Here is a 15,137-nt window from a genome sequence, read left to right on the forward strand (position 1 = left end):
TGAAGCATGGCCTATCAGCAACATCGACAAGGATAACGACGGCATGAACGCACCCATTCAAGAGGATACGCTACAGCCCGACGACCGCGACTTCGTCACCGCGCTGGCCAGCGGCCTGGAGGTCATTCTCGCCTTCGACGGCGCCAACCCGCGCATGACGCTCAGCGAGGTGGCCACGCGTACCGGCATGAACCGCGCCCGCGCGCGGCGCTTCCTGCTAACGCTGCACGCCTTGGGCTATGTGCGCAAGCAGCAGCGCTACTTCGAGCTGGCGCCCAAGGTGCTGCAGCTCGGCTACTCGTTCCTGTCGGCCAACAACTACCGCAGCGTGATCCAGCAGTATCTCGAGGATATCACCGCCGAGATCGGCGAGTCCTCCTCGCTGGGCGTGCTAGACGGCGAGGACGTGATCTACGTGGCGCGCTCGGCGGCCAAGCACCGGCTGATGGCGATCACCCTCTCGGTGGGCACCCGCCTGCCCGCCGCGCATACCTCCATGGGCCGGGTGCTGCTGGCGCAGCTGCCGGACGCCGAGCTCGACGCCTACCTCGAGCGGGTGGTGCTGGAGCGCTATACCGACAAGACCGTCACCGACAAGGACGAGCTGCGCGCCTGCGTGCTCAAGGTACGCCAGCAGGGCTATGCGGTCTCCGACCAGGAGCTGGACTCCGGCCTGCGCTCGCTGGCGGTGCCGGCCTTCGATGGCAACGGCCGCCTCTTGGGCGCTATCAACATCAGTACCAACGCCGCACGCATCGACCTCGCCACGCTGACCGAACGCTTCCTGCCGCTGCTGCAGCAGAAGGCGCAGCTGATTCGCAGCCACGTCAGTTGAGCCACTCACCCGTCGTCATCGAAGGATCCAGAGCATGGCCCGCAGCCTGATCGAGCGCACCCTGGGAGTACTGGAAACGCTGTCCCGCGATGCCCGCGGCCTGCCGCTGCAGAGCATCGCCGAACAGCTCGATATCCCCAAGAGCGCCGTCCACCGCATCTGCGCCGAACTGATTCGCCTCGGCTACGTCCGCCAGGACCCGGCCAGCCAGTACTACCTGCTGTCGACCCGGCTAATGGCGATGGGCTTTCACTACATGGCGATCAGCGGCACCAGCGATATCGTGCAGCCGATTCTCGACCACCTCGCCGCCGAGTCCGGCGAGATGGTGCGCCTGGGGGTGATCGAGGGCCAGCGCCAGATCTGGATCGCCAAGGCCCAGGGCGCACGCAGCGGGCTGCGCTACGACCCCGACATGGGACGCGAGGCGCCGCTCTACTACACCGCCTCGGGCCATGCCTGGCTGGCCAGCCTCACCGATGACGAGGCCATCGCCCTGGTCGAGGCCCAGGGCATCGGCAACCGCGACGACTACGGCCCCAATGCGCCCCGCAGCCACGCCGAACTGCTCGAGCGGCTCGAGCGCGCCCGCGCCAGCGGCTACAGCTGGCAGGTCGACAACGCCGGCGCCGGCACCTCGGCGCTGGCGGCGGTGGTCCGCCACCCCCGCGACGCCCATGTGATCGGCGTGCTGAGCATCGCCGGCCCCAGCGTGCGCCTCACCGAGGCACAGATGCACGCCCTGGCGCCCAAGCTGCTCGCCGCCGCCGAGGAGCTGTCGCAGACCAGCCTGGCATCCAACGTCTTCTCTTAACGCTCACCGGCAAGGAGGCCGAGTGCTCGCCATCCTGGGTATCACCACACCGATCTTCCTGCTGATCGGCCTCGGCTATCTGGCCATGCGCCTGCGCGTCACCAGTCGCGAGCAGATGCAGGGGGTGAGCACCTTCGTGCTCTACTTCGCACTGCCGGCGCTGGTGATCCGCGCGCTGACCGAGCACCCGCTGGAGGAGGTCGTGCACCTCGGCTATCTGCTCGCTTATGGCCTGGGCTCGACGCTGGTGTTCGCCTTCGCGCTGCTGCTGACGTGGCGCTGGCAGCGCCAGCCGCTGACCACCAGCGCCCTGCATGCGCTGGGCATGACCGCCTCCAATAGCGGCTTTATCGGCTTCCCGGTGGCGCTGATGGTGCTCGGCTCTCCGGCGGCGGTGTTCCTGGCGCTGAATATGCTGATCGAGAACCTGCTGGTGATTCCCGCCGCGCTGATCCTCGCCGAACTGGGCAGCCAGCGCGGCGCCAGCGTCGGCGCCGCGCTGCGCCAGACCGCTCAGCGCCTGGCACGCAACCCGATCCTGCTCGGCCTGGCGCTGGGCGTGACGCTCTCGGCCAGCGGGCTGTCGCTGCCTGGCCCGCTGTATCGTGTGGTCGACATGCTGGCCACCGCAGCGGCGCCGGCGGCGCTGTTCGTGATCGGCGGCGCCCTCTTCGGCCTCAAGCCCAAGGGCATGGGCCGCGACATCGGCCAGATCGTGCTCGGCAAGCTGATCCTGCACCCGCTGGCGGTGCTGGCGATGATCCTGCTGCTGCCGCCTATGGACCCCATGCTGATGGCCGGCGCCCTGCTGTTCGCCTGCGCGCCGATGATCAGCGTCTACCCGCTATTCGGCCAGCGCTTCGGGGTCGGCGACATCACCGCCGCGGCGATGATGGTCACCACCCTGGCCTCCTTCATTACCCTCAGCCTGGCGATCTGGCTGCTTAGCCTGGCGGGCCTGCTGCCGGGCTGACCCTCCCGACCACTCCATCACCGCAATGCGAACCTTTGTGCGCCTTGCAAACATTGCACAACTGCCATAACGTAATAGAACCTCGTTCTAAAAACTCGATTGGCTGTCACTTGACGCTAGCGCGCTCAGGCTACGATTAGCGCCGCTAAAGATAGCCTGCTAATCTAAATAGCCACCTCGACTCAGGAGCCCCATGGCGACGCCCCCCACGCTCACCGCTGCCCTGCCCGGCGACCGCCCCCTGCGCGGCATCGGTTTCATGCTCGCCGCTGGGCTGCTGTTCGTGCTGCTCGACACCGGCGTCAAGCTGCTCGGCCAGGACTACTCGCCTATCCAGGTGGTGTGGGCGCGCTACGCCGGCCATATGCTGGTGCTGGGCGGCTATCTGGCCTGGCTAGGGTGGCCGCGCTGCCGCAAGCTGATGCACACCGAGTCGCTACTCGGGCAGGTGCTGCGCGGCCTGCTGCTGTTCGGCGCCAGCACCTTCGCCTACCTGGCGCTGCGCGACCTGCCGCTGCTGCAGGTCTACGTGGTCAATTTCAGTGCGCCGCTGCTGGTCACCCTGCTGGCGATTCCGCTGCTCAAGGAGCGCGTGACGCTCGCTCGGGGTGCGGCGGTGGTGGTGGGTTTCATCGGTGTGATCATCGCCGTGGGGCCGGTCGACTGGCGCGCCCAGCCGGCGGCGCTGCTGCCGTTCGGCATGACGCTGTGCTTCGCGCTCTACCAGCTGACCACACGGCGCTTCGGCCGCCACGACCACCCGCTGACCTCGCTGTTCTACGCCGGCCTGGCCGGCGCCCTGGTCAGCAGCGCCGTGGTGCCGCTGTTCTGGACGCCCATCGCGCTGGGCGACCTGCCGCTGTTCCTGATGGTCGGGCTGCTAGGCGCAGTCAGCCAGCTGGCGCTGATCCTGGCCATGCGCTGCGCGCCGGCCTCGCTGGTCTCGCCGTTCCTCTACACCCAGATCGTATGGGCCTCGCTGTTCGGCTACCTGGTATTCGGCGACGTGCCGCTGCTGCAGGTCTACCTCGGCGCCGTGCTGATCATCGGCGCCGGGATATTTCTCGCTACGCGGCGGACTTGAGCGAAGCCTAAGGCGCTGTCAGTTGACTGGGCTTGGCCGCCTCGGCGCGGCCCAGGTGCGTCACCCAGGAGACGACATCGGGAATGCCCACCTCCAGGGCGGCCGCCTCGTAGCCGCCATGATGCCCGGCGGGCAGGTCGTGGGCGATGCCCTTGTGACAGTCGATGCAGGTCGCCTCGCCGCTGGCCAGGGAGGTGGAGTGGGCGCGGGCCGCGCGGCTGCTCTGGGCGGTGAAGTCCATGTGTTCGAACTCATGACAGTTGCGGCACTCCAGCGAGTCGTTGGCCTCGAGCCGCGCCCACTCGCGCTGGGCCAGCTCCAGGCGTTTCTCTTCGAACTGCTCCTCGGTGCGGATGGTGCCGAATACCCAGCCCCACACCTCCTTGGAGGCCTCCATCTTGCGCGCGATCTTGTGGGTCCAGCCGTGGGGCACATGGCAGTCGGCACACTGCGCGCGGACCCCGGAGCGGTTGGTGTAGTGGATGGTGTCCTGCATTTCACGCAGCGGGTTGCGCTCCATCTCGTGGCAGGCGACACAGAACTGCTGGGTATTGGTGGCCTCCATGGCGGTATTGAAGCCGCCCCAGAAGATGATCCCGGCGATGAAGCCGCCCAGGGTCAGAAAGCCCAGGCTGAAGTGTACGCTGGGGCGAGTGAGCAGCCGCCAGTAGCGGCCCAGCCAACGCTTCATGGCTCACCTCCCTGGCTTTCGCGGAGCATCTCGCCAAGCACCTGGTCGACGGTCTGGAAGCGGTTCTCGACCAGCGGCGTAGCGTCGGTCTGGGGCACGTGGCACTGGGTGCAGAAGTAGCGGTCGGGGGAGACCGCCGCCAGCACCTGCTTGTGGCGGTCCATGAAGTGGGTGACGCTGACCATCGGCGCTCCGGCGCGCACCGCGTTCTCGCGGCTGTGGCAGGTCAGGCACTGGTTGTGGCGCAGGTCGACCTGATAGTCGCGGATCGAGTGCGGCACCACCGGCGGCTGCTCGGGGTAGTTGAGCACCTCGCGCCCCGACTCGCGGGACTCGCCGGCCATCGGCGGTGCCGGCAGCGTGTCGGCGACGGTGCCGCCCTGGCGCAGGCCGTCCGGCGCCGGGGCCCGGTAGTGCTCCTCGGCGAGCGTGATGCCAGCCCAGGCCAGCGCAGTGGAAAGGCATAGAGCGGTAAGCCATTTCATCGCATGTCTCCTTGCTGGCGGCCTCAGGCCAGGTTGAGCAGTTCCAGGCGCACCGCACACTTCTTGAAGTCGGTCTGCTTGGAGATCGGGTCGGTGGCATCCAGCACCAGCTTGTTGATCAGGCGGTTGGCGTCGAAGAACGGCACATAGACCAGCCCCTGGGGCGGCCGCACCCGGCCGCGGGTCTCGACCCGCAGGCGGATCTCGCCGCGGCGGCTGGTGACCTTGACCTCGCTGCCGCGCCGCACGCCCTCGGCGCGGGCGTCCTCGGGGTGCATGTAGAGCAGCGCCTCGGGCACCGCGCGGTGCAGCTCGGGGACCCGGCGGGTCATCGAGCCGGTGTGCCAGTGCTCCAGCACCCGACCGGTGCACAGCCAGTAGGGGAAGTCGTCGTCGGGGCGCTCCGGGGCCGGCTCGTCGGGCACCGCGAAGATCAGCGCGCGGTCGTCGGGCTTGGCGTAGAACTGCACGCCGCGGCCCTCCTCGACGTAGGGGTCGTAGCCCTCGCGGTAGCGCCACAGGGTCTCCTGGCCGCCGACCACCGGCCAGCGCTTGCCGCGGGTCTGGTGATAGACGTCGAAGTCGTCGAGGTCCTTGCCCTTGCCGCGGCCGAAGCGGGCGTACTCCTCGAACAGCCCCTTCTGTACGTAGAAGCCCAGCTCCTCGGCCTCCTGGTTGGCGTAGCCCTCCTCCATGTCGGAGAGCGGGTAGCGGTCGACCTGGCCGTTGGCGTAGAGCAGCTCGAACAGCGTCTTGTCGCGCAGCTCCGGGGCCGCCTCGAGCAGCGCCTCCGGCCACACCTCGTCGACGCGGATGCGCTTGGCCAGCGCCAGGGTCTGCCACAGGTCGGAGCGCGCCTCCCCGGGAGCGTTGACCAGCTGGTGGAAGAACTGGGTGCGCCGCTCGGAGTTGCCGAAGGCGCCCTCCTTCTCGACCCAACTGGCGGCCGGCAGGATCAGGTCGGCGGACTGCGCCGAGGCGGTGGGATAGATGTCCGAGACGATCACGAAGGCCTCGGGGTTGCGCCAGCCGGGCAGGATCTCCTCCATGGTGTTGGGCCCGGCATGCATGTTGTTGCACACCTGGGTCCAGTAGACCTTGATCTCGCCGTCCTTGAGCTTGCGGCTCTGCTCAACGGCGTGGAAGCCGACCCGCTCGGGAACGGTGCCCTCGGGCAGCCGCCAGATCTCCTCGGCGTCGCGGCGGTGCTCGGGGTTGGTGACCACGCGGTCGGCGGGCAGGCGGTGGGCGAAGGTGCCCACCTCGCGGGCGGTGCCGCAGGCCGAGGGCTGGCCGGTGAGCGAGAAGGGGCTGTTGCCGGGCTCGGAGATCTTGCCGGTGAGCAGGTGCAGGTTGTAGATCAGGTTGTTCACCCACACCCCACGGGTGTGCTGGTTGACGCCCATGGTCCAGAAGGTCATGACCTTGGTGTCGGGCTCGGCGTAGAGCTCGGCAAGCTGCTCCAGGCGACGCTCCGGCACGCCGGACTCCCGCGCGGCGCGCGCGAGGGTGTAGTCGGCGACGTAGTCGGCGAACTCGTCGAAGTTCATCTCCGACCAGGCGTTGGCGTCGTCGGCGTTGGCCGCGGCCTGCTGCAGCGGATGCTCGTCGCGCAGGCCGTAGCCGATGTCGTCCACCCCCCGGGCGAAGCCGACGTGGCTATCGACGAAGTCGCGATCGACGTTGCCGCTCTGGATGATGTGGTTGGCAATGTAGTTGAGGATCACGATGTCGGCGTTGGGCGTCATCACCATGGGGATGTCGGCCAGGTCGAAGCTGCGATGCTCGTAGGTCGATAGCACCGCCACCTGGGTGTCCGGGTAGGAGAGCCGGCGGTCGGTGACCCGGGTCCACAGCACCGGGTGCATCTCGGCCATGTTCGAGCCCCACAGCACGAAGGCATCGGCGTGCTCGATGTCGTCGTAGACGCCCATCGGCTCGTCGGAGCCGAAGCTGCGCATGAAGCCGAACACCGCCGAAGCCATGCAGTGGCGGGCATTGGGGTCGATGTTGTTGGAGCGGAAACCGGCCTTGAACAGCTTGCTGGCGGCGTAGCCCTCCCAGATCGTCCACTGCCCGGAGCCGAACATCGCCACGCTCTCGGGGCCGTGCTCGCGGATCGCCTGCTTGAACTTGTCGGCCATCACGTCCAGCGCCTCGTCCCAGGACACCGGCTCGAAGTCGCCGTCCTTGGCATAGGCACCGTTGCGCTTGCGCAGCAGCGGCTGGGTCAGGCGATCCTCGCCGTAGAGGATCTTCGACAGGAAGTAGCCCTTGACGCAGTTGAGGCCGCGGTTGACCTCTGAGTGGATATCGCCGTGAGTGGCGACGATGCGGTCGTTCTGGGTGGCGACCATCACGCTGCAGCCGACTCCGCAAAAGCGGCACGGCGCCTTGTTCCAGTTGAGTCGGGTCAGCTCGGCATTGGTGATCAGGTTGGTGGCCCCGGCGGGGATCGCGATCCCCGCGCTGGCGGCGGCCACGGCGGCCGCATTGGCCTTGACGAATTCGCGGCGTGTCAGCTTCATTGTGCCCCCTCATGTGGTTCATCGGCAGTGGCCGGGTCGAGCAGTTGGTGGTAGACCAGCGCCGCACCCAGCACGCCGGGCCGTGTCTGTACGGCATCGATCAGGTCGAGCGCACGGCTCTCCTGAAAGCTCTCCACCACCGCCACCAGCTTGCCCGTGGCGTCCTCGCCACGGACCTCGCAGCCACCGGCGGCATTCAGCCAGGCGGCCACCTCCGCCAGCCGCGACGGCCGGACATGGACGATAAAGCTGGCGATATGCAGCGTCTCTTGGCTCATCGGCGCGCTCCGGGTTGCCCAGGGCCGTTGTCGGCCAGGGTGATGGCATCATTGGGGCATACCGCCAGGCAGGCCCCGCAGCCGCGGCAGGCGTCGGCGGCGATCTGCGGCTGCGGCGGGCGACCGAAGGCCGGTGGAAAGCGGATGGCGCGCCACTCGCAGGCGTCCTGGCAGGCCTGGCAGTGGATCTGCGCCAGCGCCAGGCAGTTGGCCTCGAGCTGCGCGTGCCAGGGGAATGCCTCGCGGCGGGTATCGAAGACGCCCGCCTCGCACACCTCGGCGCAGTCGCCGCACAGCGAGCAGCCGTCGGTATCGAAGCGAATCTCGGGGAAACCGCCAGCGCCGCGCACCAGCACGCCCTCCGGGCAGGCCTCGATGCAGGCATCGCAGCCGGTGCAGCGCTGGGTCAGGTCAGCAGCGGTCCATGGCGGGCGGCGCACAGAGGGGCGGCCGCTCAAGGTACGGAAGAACTGGCGGCGATCCGATTGGCGGTGAGCCTTGTTGTTATGGGTCATGGCGTCACCGACTCAACCCGGGGGGCCGGGCGGGCCGGCAATCATCTGGTAGATCCATACCGCGAAGCCGTAGCTGCCCACCACCGCTACGGCGAGGATCGGAAACAGCAGCACGCAGATGAACAGAAACAGCTTGAGTTCCTGCCGCTTACGCACCGACGGCGCAACGCTGTCGGGGTCGCTCATGGCACTCTCCTTGCTGGGTATGGGCCTCGCTGGGTGTGACAAACCACCGCATACCCTTGTCAGCCTAGCCAAGCGTGCCGGTATGGCATTTGATCGAGATCAAGGTTTCTTCAGACAGCCTGAAACGCCGCGAGCCCGCCATAGGGCGGGCTCGCAGTCGAGCATCATGGCAATGGTCAACTCAGGCGTCGGCGGCCTTGATCAGGGCGTCCAGCGCGGCCAGGTAGCCCTGGCTGCCGAGGCCGGCAATCACTCCGTCGGCGCGCAGCGAGACGTAGGAGTGGTGGCGGAAGCTCTCGCGCTTGTGGACGTTGGAGAGATGCACCTCGATGACCTTGCCGTCGAAGGCGTTGAGGGCATCGAGGATCGCCACCGAGGTGTGGGTGAATGCGGCGGGGTTGATGATGATCGCCGCAGTGCCGTCGAGCCTGGCGGCGTGGATGGCATCGATCAGCGCGCCCTCGTGGTTGCTCTGCAGCGCCTTGACCTCCCAGCCGTTGAAGGCGGCCTTCTCGTACAGCAGGTTATTGATATCGTCGAGGGTCTCGTGGCCGTAGATCTCCGGCTCGCGGGTGCCCAGCAGGTTGAGGTTGGGGCCGTGCAGCACCAGCACCTTGGCTTGGCTCATCAGTTCTTCTCCTTGAGCAGTTCACGCCGGTAGTGGGCGAAAAGGGTCGCGGCCTGCTCCTCGGCGGCGCCGCGCTTGGCGTCATCCTCGCAGAACAGCTTGAAGGCGTCGACGCCCTGGAACACGAATAGGCTGACGCCGCTCATCACGCTGGCACCGGCGGCCTGGGCCGCGGCCACGAACTCGGTCACCGCCGGCACATAGACGGCATCGAAGATCCAGTGGTGCGCCGCCACCAGTTCCTTGGGCAGCGGGCAGCCGGGGCTCTTCTCATGGCCGATGGGCGTGCAGTTAACCAGCCCATCGCAGCGCGGCACGGTGGCGGCGAGCTCGTCACGGCCGATGGTCGAGGCGGTGAAGCCCTGGGCAGCGAGTTCGTCAGCGAGCTGGCGCGACTTGGCCGCATCGAGGTCCATCAGGATCACCTCGCTGGCGCCGAGCTTGCCCAGCGCGAAGGCCGCCGCCTTGCCCACCCCGCCGGTGCCCAGCAGCAGCACCCGCCCGGGGGCCCGCTCGCCGAGGGTAGCGCGGTAGCCGCTGATGAAACCGGTGAAGTCGGTATTTTCGGCGACGATCTCGCCGGCCTCGAAGACCAGCGTATTGGCCGCGCCGACCATACGCGCACCCTCAGTCGGCCGAGTGGCCAGGCGCACCGCCTCCTCTTTCCAGGGAAAGGTCACGTTGACCCCGCGGTAGCCAGCGGCACGCACCTCGTCGACCTGGCTGGCCAGGGAATCGATGGGCTGCTCGTTGGCATCGAACAGGTCGTAGCTGGCCGGAATCCCGGTCAACTGGCCGAGCCGTACGTGCAGGTCGGGCGAGCTGGAGTTCATGATGGCCTTGCCGATCAAACCCAGTTTCATAGCTGATCTCCTGGTGGCAGCGCTAGCGCTGGGCGGATTGGGCGGCGAGCCGGATGCCGGCATTGGCGGCACCGAACTGGTGATAACCGCCGCGGCGCTCGACGATCTCGAAGAAGAAGCGTCCCGAGAAGGTCTCGGTATAGGCGTGGAAGAATTCGCCCTCGTCGCTGCGGTCGTAGAGGATATTGCGCGACTGCATGGCCTCGAGCAGCGCCGCATCGAGGCCATAGCGCGCCTCGAGGTCGTCGTAGTAGTTCTGCGGGATGCGCAATAGCGGCAGGCCGCGCGCCTTGAGCGCATCGACGCTGGCGAAGATGTCGCGACTGGCAAAGGCGATCTGCTGCACGCCACCCTGGAACTGACTCAGGAAGCGTCCCGGCAACGTCTCGCTGGCCTGGGAGACGGTCAGCGGCAGGCGGATCGAGCCCTCGGGGCTGGTCACCGCCTGGCTGAGCATCAACCCATGGGGGTCGACGATCTCGTGCTCGGTCTCGGCGTCGAAGCCGAATACGGTGCGGTAGAACAGCTGCCAGCCGAGCAGTTGGGTCGCCGGTAGCACATAGGAGAGGTGGTCGACCCGGGTCAGGCCTACCTCGTCACGGCTGTCCTGGTCGAACAGCTCGAAGTCGGTGCGCCACTGCAGGTCGCTGGCGGCCTCGTCGTCGACCAGATACACCAGGCTACCCTCGATGCCACGCAGTGCGGGAATCTCCATCTCGCCTTCGCCGACCTGACTACGGAAGGTCTGGGCCTGAAAGGCCTTGGCCCGCGCCAGCGCCTTTTCCACGTCGTCGACCCGGAAGCCCACCGCACACACCGCGGTGCCGTGCAGCAGGCGAAAGGTGTGGGCAAAACTGTCGGTCTCGAAGTTGAGCACCAGATGCAAGTCGCCCTGCTTCCACAGTTCGACGTTCTTCGAGCGGTGGCGTCCCACGTGGCGAAAGCCCAGCGCATCGATAAACTCGCCGAGCGGCGCGGCGCTCTCCTCGTCGAGGGTGAACTCGATGAAATGAATGCCGTTATACTGCGGCGCCGGCGGGATGCGGCTGGCCCAGGGGCCCTCCTCGACCAGGTTCTCGAGCAGGATTAGCGAGCGCAAGCCGTCGCGGGCGGTGGCCTCGGTGGGTCCGGCGCGGAAGGCGTCGTTGAAGATCTCCAGCGATAGCGGGCCGGCGTAGCCGGTCTTGGCCAGCACGGCCATGAAGTCGCGCAGCGGCAGGCGGCCCTGGCCGGGGAAGCAGCGGAAGTGACGGCTCCACTGCAGCACGTCCATGTCCAGCTGGGGCGCATCGGCGACCTGCACGAAGAAGATCTTGTCGCTGGGAATACGCGCGATGGCCGCGAGATCGTGGCCACGGGAGAGAATATGAAAGCTGTCGAGCACGATACCCAGCGCCGGATGATCGGCGCGGCGTACCACCTCCCAGGCGTCGCGGTAGTCGGAAATGTGGCGCCCCCAGGCGAGTGCCTCGAAACCGATGCGGATGCCGCGCTTGGCGGCACGCTCGGCCAGCTCGCGCAGGTCGGCCGCGGCCTGGCCGAGGTCGTCCTGGCTCTGCGGCGAGACGTTGCTGCAGACCAGTAGGAAGTCGGTGCCGAGTTCTTCCATCAGGTCGAACTTGCGCTCGGCTCGCTGCATGTTGCGGCTGCGCTGCGGCTCGGGCATGGCTTCGAAGTCGCGAAACGGCTGGAAGGCAATGATCGCCAGCCCCAGCGAGACACACAGCTCGCGAAGCTCGGTGGGAGAGCCGTCGAAGGAGAGCAGGTCGTTCTCGAAGATCTCCACGCCTTCGAAGCCGGCGCGGGCGATCGCTTCCAGCTTGGTTCTCAGGTCGCCGCTAAGGCAGACGGTGGCAATGGCGCGCATGCTGTCCTCCGGGCCGCGGGTGGTGAAGGCGGGCTCATCCCCTGCGGCAATTGTTTATATGGCACTCTTGATATGGCGATATAAGGCCGTCGCCTGAGAGTCAGGACTCTTATAAGACCTTGGTCGTATCGCCATGATCATGCATTGACAGTTCTGGAAAGGGATTCTAGTTTGTTCGCTATTAGCACGCAAGTTCGACAACCGAACAACCCAACAACGCACTAGCAAAATAATCAGACACACCCGGAGGACATCATGCTCAAGCCCACACTCTCCAGCCTGGCCATCGCGATCACCTCTCTGAGCGTGGCCGGCAGTGCCCTGGCCGACTACCCGACGCGCAATATCCAGGGCACTATCCAGTGGGGCGCCGGCGGCGCCACCGACAACGTGATTCGTAGCCTCACGCCCCACGTCGAGGAGGAGCTCGGCACCACCATCGTGCTCACCAACCGCGCCGGCGGCACCGGTGTGATCGGCATGAACCATGTCATGAACCAGCGCCCCGACGGCTATAACCTGCTGTTCGGCGCCGAGAACCCGCAGCTCTATCCGCTGATGGGCCTGGCCGACTTCACTTACGACGACATGCACACCGTCAATATCATCGGCCAGGGTCTGGTGGTCATCGCCACCCATCCCGACAGCCCCTTCGAGGACTTCGGCGAGCTGCTCGAGTACGCCAAGGAGAACCCCGGTGAGCTGCGCATGGGCGGCACCGGTGCCGGCGGCCTGCCGAGCACCGTGCTGGCCATGATCAATGCGGTAGATGAACTCGATATCCGCGACGTGACCTTCGGCGGCGATGGCCCCGGCGTCACCGCGCTGCTCGGCGAGCATATCGACTTCATGCCGCTGAGCCTGTCGGCAGTGGCCGAACAGATCCGTGGCGGACGTCTCAAGGGCCTGGCGGTGCTGTCCGACCAGGAGCTCGAAGACCTGCCCGGCGTTCCACCGATCACCGAGGCACTGCCGGACATCGACGCGTTTCTGCCGTGGGGTCCGTTCTGGGGCGTATTCGTCCACCAGGACACACCGGACGACGTCAAGGCAGTGCTCGAGGATGCCTACTACAACGCCGTGGCCTCGGATGAGTTCCAGCAGTTCCTCGACGACTTCGGCGGCGCGCCGCTCAACCTCTCCGGCGATGAGGCCCAAGAGTATCTCGACAACTGGCAGTCGGTGACCGCCTGGTCAATGTACGACGCGGAAGCAGAAACCATCGAAGTCTCCCCCGAGGAGCTCGGTATCCCGCGCCCGTAACCGCTCAATACGCCGTAACCCGGGCCGACGCAGCATGGCTGCGCCGGCCCGTCGGAGTCTCGCATGGATAATAAGCCCGACAAGCTGCAGGTCGGCGAACGCGTCTTCGACTGGCTGCTGCTGCTGTTCAGCGGTGCCGTCTTCTACCACGCCTACCAGATCACCGGCTTCTCCTCGATCAACTCGGCCGGGGCCTTTCCTATCGGCCTGTCGCTGATCCTGATCGCCTCATCGATCACCATACTGGCCGGTCACCGCCGCAAGCAGAAACCCGATACCCAGGGCGCGCTGGACGAGCTAAAGGCTTTTCTGCACCAGCACTTTCCGCTCAACGTGCTGGTATTTTCGGCGCTGGCGGTGGCCTATCTGATTGCCATCGAGCCGGCCAGTTTCTTCCTCAGCACCTTCGTGTTTCTGGTGCTGGCGATGCTCTTCCTGCGCCGCGGCAAGGCGATCGGTTCGCTACTGACTGCGGCGGGCGCGATTGCCGTGATCTATGTGCTATTCACCGTGGTGTTCCGCGTCTACCTGCCCTGAGCGGCGGCGCAGCCCCCTGACCAAAGAGGCATCGCATGAGTGATACCTTCTCCTATCTGCTGATGGCCTGGCTCGACCCCCAGTTGCTGGCCCTCACCGCTCTCGGCACCCTGGCCGGCATCTACGTCGGCGCCATTCCCGGTCTGTCGGTGACCATGGCGGTGTCGATCCTGATCTCTTTCACCTTCTCCTGGGACATCAACAACGCCCTGGCACTGATGGTGGGGATCTACGTAGGCGGGGTCTACGGCGGCTCGCGTACCGCCATCCTGCTCAATATCCCCGGCTCGCCGGCGGCGCTGACCACGGCGTTCGACGGCTACCCGCTGGCCCAGCGCGGCGAAGCCGGTCGCGCCATCGGCCTGAGCACCGTGATGTCGGTGATTGGCGGCTTCGTGGGGGTGGCGATCCTGGCCGCCACCGCGCCGATGCTCTCTGACCTGGCACTGCGCTTCGCGCCCCGTGACTATTTCCTGATCGCCGTGCTCGGCCTGCTGCTGGTCAGCACGCTGTCTGGCAAGTCGCTGGCACGGGGCATCTTCGCGGTGGCCCTGGGTGGCGTCATCGGCCTGGTCGGCATGGACCCGGTGACCGCTCAGGGCCGCTTCACCATGGGCAGCATGAACCTGCTGGGCGGCATCCACTACGTGGTGGTGATGATCGGCTTGTTCGGTGTCGCCGAGGCCTTCTACCAGCTGCACCACCTCAACACGATCCCGGTGAAGCAGAAGGTCGACAAGATCGTGCCCTCCTTCAACATGGTCACCAAGTACCTGCCGCTATCGCTTCGCACCTCGGTGATCGGGGTAATCGTCGGTGCCCTGCCCGGCACCGGCGGCGACATCGCCTCGCTGTTCGCCTACGACCACGCCAAACGCACCGTCAAGAACCCCTCGCGGCCGTTCGGCGAAGGTGCCTACGAAGGCCTGGTGGCGCCGGAAACCGCCAACAACGCCGCGGTGGGCGGTGCCTATGTGCCGATGCTGACGCTGGGCATGCCCGGCGATGCGGTGACCGCCGTGATCATCGGCGCGCTGGTAATCCATGGCCTCAACCCCGGCCCGATGCTGATGGTCGAGACGCCGCATATCTTCTGGTTCACGGTGGGCAACCTGGCCCTGGCCAATATCTTCCTGCTGGTGTTCGGCCTCACCGGCATCAAGCTGTTCTCGAAGATCGTCGAGCTGCCCAAGGCGGTGCTGATCCCGCTGATCCTGGTGCTGTGCGTGGTGGGTACCTATTCGATCAACAGCAATATGACCGAGGTCTACTGGATGCTCGGCTTTGGCATACTCGGCTACTTCCTCAAGGTGTTCGGCTTCCAGATGGGCCCGATCATCCTCGGAGTAATCCTCGGCCCATTGCTCGATGAGACCTACCGCCAGGCGATGTCGTCGGTGGGCGACAACCTAGGCGAATTCCTGCTGGCGCTGGTGGCCAACCCGCTGTCGCTGGTGCTGACAAGCGTGATCACGCTGGTGCTACTGGGCAACACACCGGCCAAACGGCTTCTGATGGAGCGCCTGTCGCGGCGCTGAGTGGCACGGCGCCGTCTGTTACCAATGCGCGCCCCGGCTCAGGGCGCGCATT

General features: G+C 66.5%; 16 protein-coding genes. 7 read left to right on the forward strand and 9 right to left on the reverse strand.

The window, feature by feature from the left end; translation table 11 throughout:
• The first annotated feature begins 43 nt into the window (after positions 1 to 43).
• From BLT16_RS15345 to BLT16_RS15360, 4 genes are all read left to right on the forward strand, one after another.
• Complete coding sequence (locus BLT16_RS15345) at positions 44 to 835, forward strand: IclR family transcriptional regulator domain-containing protein (RefSeq protein WP_176817252.1); 792 nt, start codon at positions 44 to 46, stop codon at positions 833 to 835.
• 34 nt (positions 836 to 869) lie between these two features.
• Positions 870 to 1,649 carry an IclR family transcriptional regulator gene (locus BLT16_RS15350; RefSeq protein WP_089659395.1) on the forward strand — a complete coding sequence of 260 codons (780 nt, stop codon included), beginning with the start codon at positions 870 to 872 and terminating at the stop codon, positions 1,647 to 1,649.
• A 22-nt stretch (positions 1,650 to 1,671) separates the two neighbouring features.
• Positions 1,672 to 2,622: an AEC family transporter gene (locus BLT16_RS15355; protein ID WP_089659396.1), complete on the forward strand. Its 951-nt coding sequence runs from the start codon at positions 1,672 to 1,674 to the stop codon at positions 2,620 to 2,622.
• Between the two features lie 193 nt (positions 2,623 to 2,815).
• Positions 2,816 to 3,706, forward strand: coding sequence for a DMT family transporter (locus tag BLT16_RS15360; RefSeq protein ID WP_089659397.1), 891 nt, complete (start codon positions 2,816 to 2,818; stop codon positions 3,704 to 3,706).
• Positions 3,707 to 3,713: 7 nt separating this feature from the next.
• Here the strand turns inward: BLT16_RS15360 and BLT16_RS15365 are convergent, their stop codons facing one another.
• The 9 genes from BLT16_RS15365 to BLT16_RS15405 form a co-directional block, all read right to left on the reverse strand.
• Positions 3,714 to 4,397: a NapC/NirT family cytochrome c gene (locus BLT16_RS15365; protein ID WP_089659398.1), complete on the reverse strand. Its 684-nt coding sequence runs from the start codon at positions 4,395 to 4,397 to the stop codon at positions 3,714 to 3,716.
• Entirely contained in the window at positions 4,394 to 4,882 is a 489-nt protein-coding gene (locus BLT16_RS15370) for a nitrate reductase cytochrome c-type subunit (protein ID WP_089659399.1), read from the reverse strand. Before BLT16_RS15370 ends, BLT16_RS15365 begins: the two co-directional genes overlap by 4 nt.
• A gap of 23 nt (positions 4,883 to 4,905) precedes the next feature.
• The gene (gene napA, locus BLT16_RS15375) at positions 4,906 to 7,410 is read right to left on the reverse strand and encodes a nitrate reductase catalytic subunit NapA (protein WP_089659400.1); all 2,505 of its coding nucleotides are present in this window, start codon (positions 7,408 to 7,410) and stop codon (positions 4,906 to 4,908) included.
• Positions 7,407 to 7,688, reverse strand: coding sequence for a chaperone NapD (locus BLT16_RS15380; protein ID WP_089659401.1), 282 nt, complete (start codon positions 7,686 to 7,688; stop codon positions 7,407 to 7,409). The genes napA and BLT16_RS15380 overlap by 4 nt, the downstream gene beginning before the upstream one ends.
• Complete coding sequence (gene napF / locus BLT16_RS15385; RefSeq protein ID WP_089659402.1) at positions 7,685 to 8,203, reverse strand: ferredoxin-type protein NapF; 519 nt, start codon at positions 8,201 to 8,203, stop codon at positions 7,685 to 7,687. The genes BLT16_RS15380 and napF overlap by 4 nt, the downstream gene beginning before the upstream one ends.
• A gap of 12 nt (positions 8,204 to 8,215) precedes the next feature.
• Entirely contained in the window at positions 8,216 to 8,389 is a 174-nt protein-coding gene (gene napE, locus BLT16_RS15390) for a periplasmic nitrate reductase, NapE protein (RefSeq protein ID WP_076749390.1), read from the reverse strand.
• Between the two features lie 181 nt (positions 8,390 to 8,570).
• Positions 8,571 to 9,017: a type II 3-dehydroquinate dehydratase gene (gene aroQ / locus BLT16_RS15395; RefSeq protein WP_089659403.1), complete on the reverse strand. Its 447-nt coding sequence runs from the start codon at positions 9,015 to 9,017 to the stop codon at positions 8,571 to 8,573.
• On the reverse strand, positions 9,017 to 9,880 hold the full coding sequence (locus tag BLT16_RS15400; RefSeq protein WP_089659404.1) for a shikimate dehydrogenase family protein: 864 nt from the start codon (positions 9,878 to 9,880) through the stop codon (positions 9,017 to 9,019). Before BLT16_RS15400 ends, aroQ begins: the two co-directional genes overlap by 1 nt.
• Before the next feature lie 22 nt (positions 9,881 to 9,902).
• Positions 9,903 to 11,747, reverse strand: coding sequence for a bifunctional sugar phosphate isomerase/epimerase/4-hydroxyphenylpyruvate dioxygenase family protein (locus tag BLT16_RS15405; protein WP_089659405.1), 1,845 nt, complete (start codon positions 11,745 to 11,747; stop codon positions 9,903 to 9,905).
• Between the two features lie 255 nt (positions 11,748 to 12,002).
• Here BLT16_RS15405 and BLT16_RS15410 point away from each other — a divergent pair, with 255 nt between their 5' ends.
• The 3 genes from BLT16_RS15410 to BLT16_RS15420 all read left to right on the forward strand — a co-directional run bounded on the left by BLT16_RS15410 (position 12,003) and on the right by BLT16_RS15420 (position 15,085).
• Positions 12,003 to 13,010: a tripartite tricarboxylate transporter substrate binding protein gene (locus BLT16_RS15410; RefSeq protein WP_089659406.1), complete on the forward strand. Its 1,008-nt coding sequence runs from the start codon at positions 12,003 to 12,005 to the stop codon at positions 13,008 to 13,010.
• A gap of 63 nt (positions 13,011 to 13,073) precedes the next feature.
• Positions 13,074 to 13,547, forward strand: coding sequence for a tripartite tricarboxylate transporter TctB family protein (locus tag BLT16_RS15415; RefSeq protein ID WP_089659407.1), 474 nt, complete (start codon positions 13,074 to 13,076; stop codon positions 13,545 to 13,547).
• A gap of 35 nt (positions 13,548 to 13,582) precedes the next feature.
• Positions 13,583 to 15,085 carry a tripartite tricarboxylate transporter permease gene (locus tag BLT16_RS15420; protein ID WP_089659408.1) on the forward strand — a complete coding sequence of 501 codons (1,503 nt, stop codon included), beginning with the start codon at positions 13,583 to 13,585 and terminating at the stop codon, positions 15,083 to 15,085.
• Positions 15,086 to 15,137: the final 52 nt, after the last annotated feature.

This window comes from Franzmannia pantelleriensis (assembly GCF_900102875.1).
GTDB lineage: Bacteria > Pseudomonadota > Gammaproteobacteria > Pseudomonadales > Halomonadaceae > Franzmannia > Franzmannia pantelleriensis.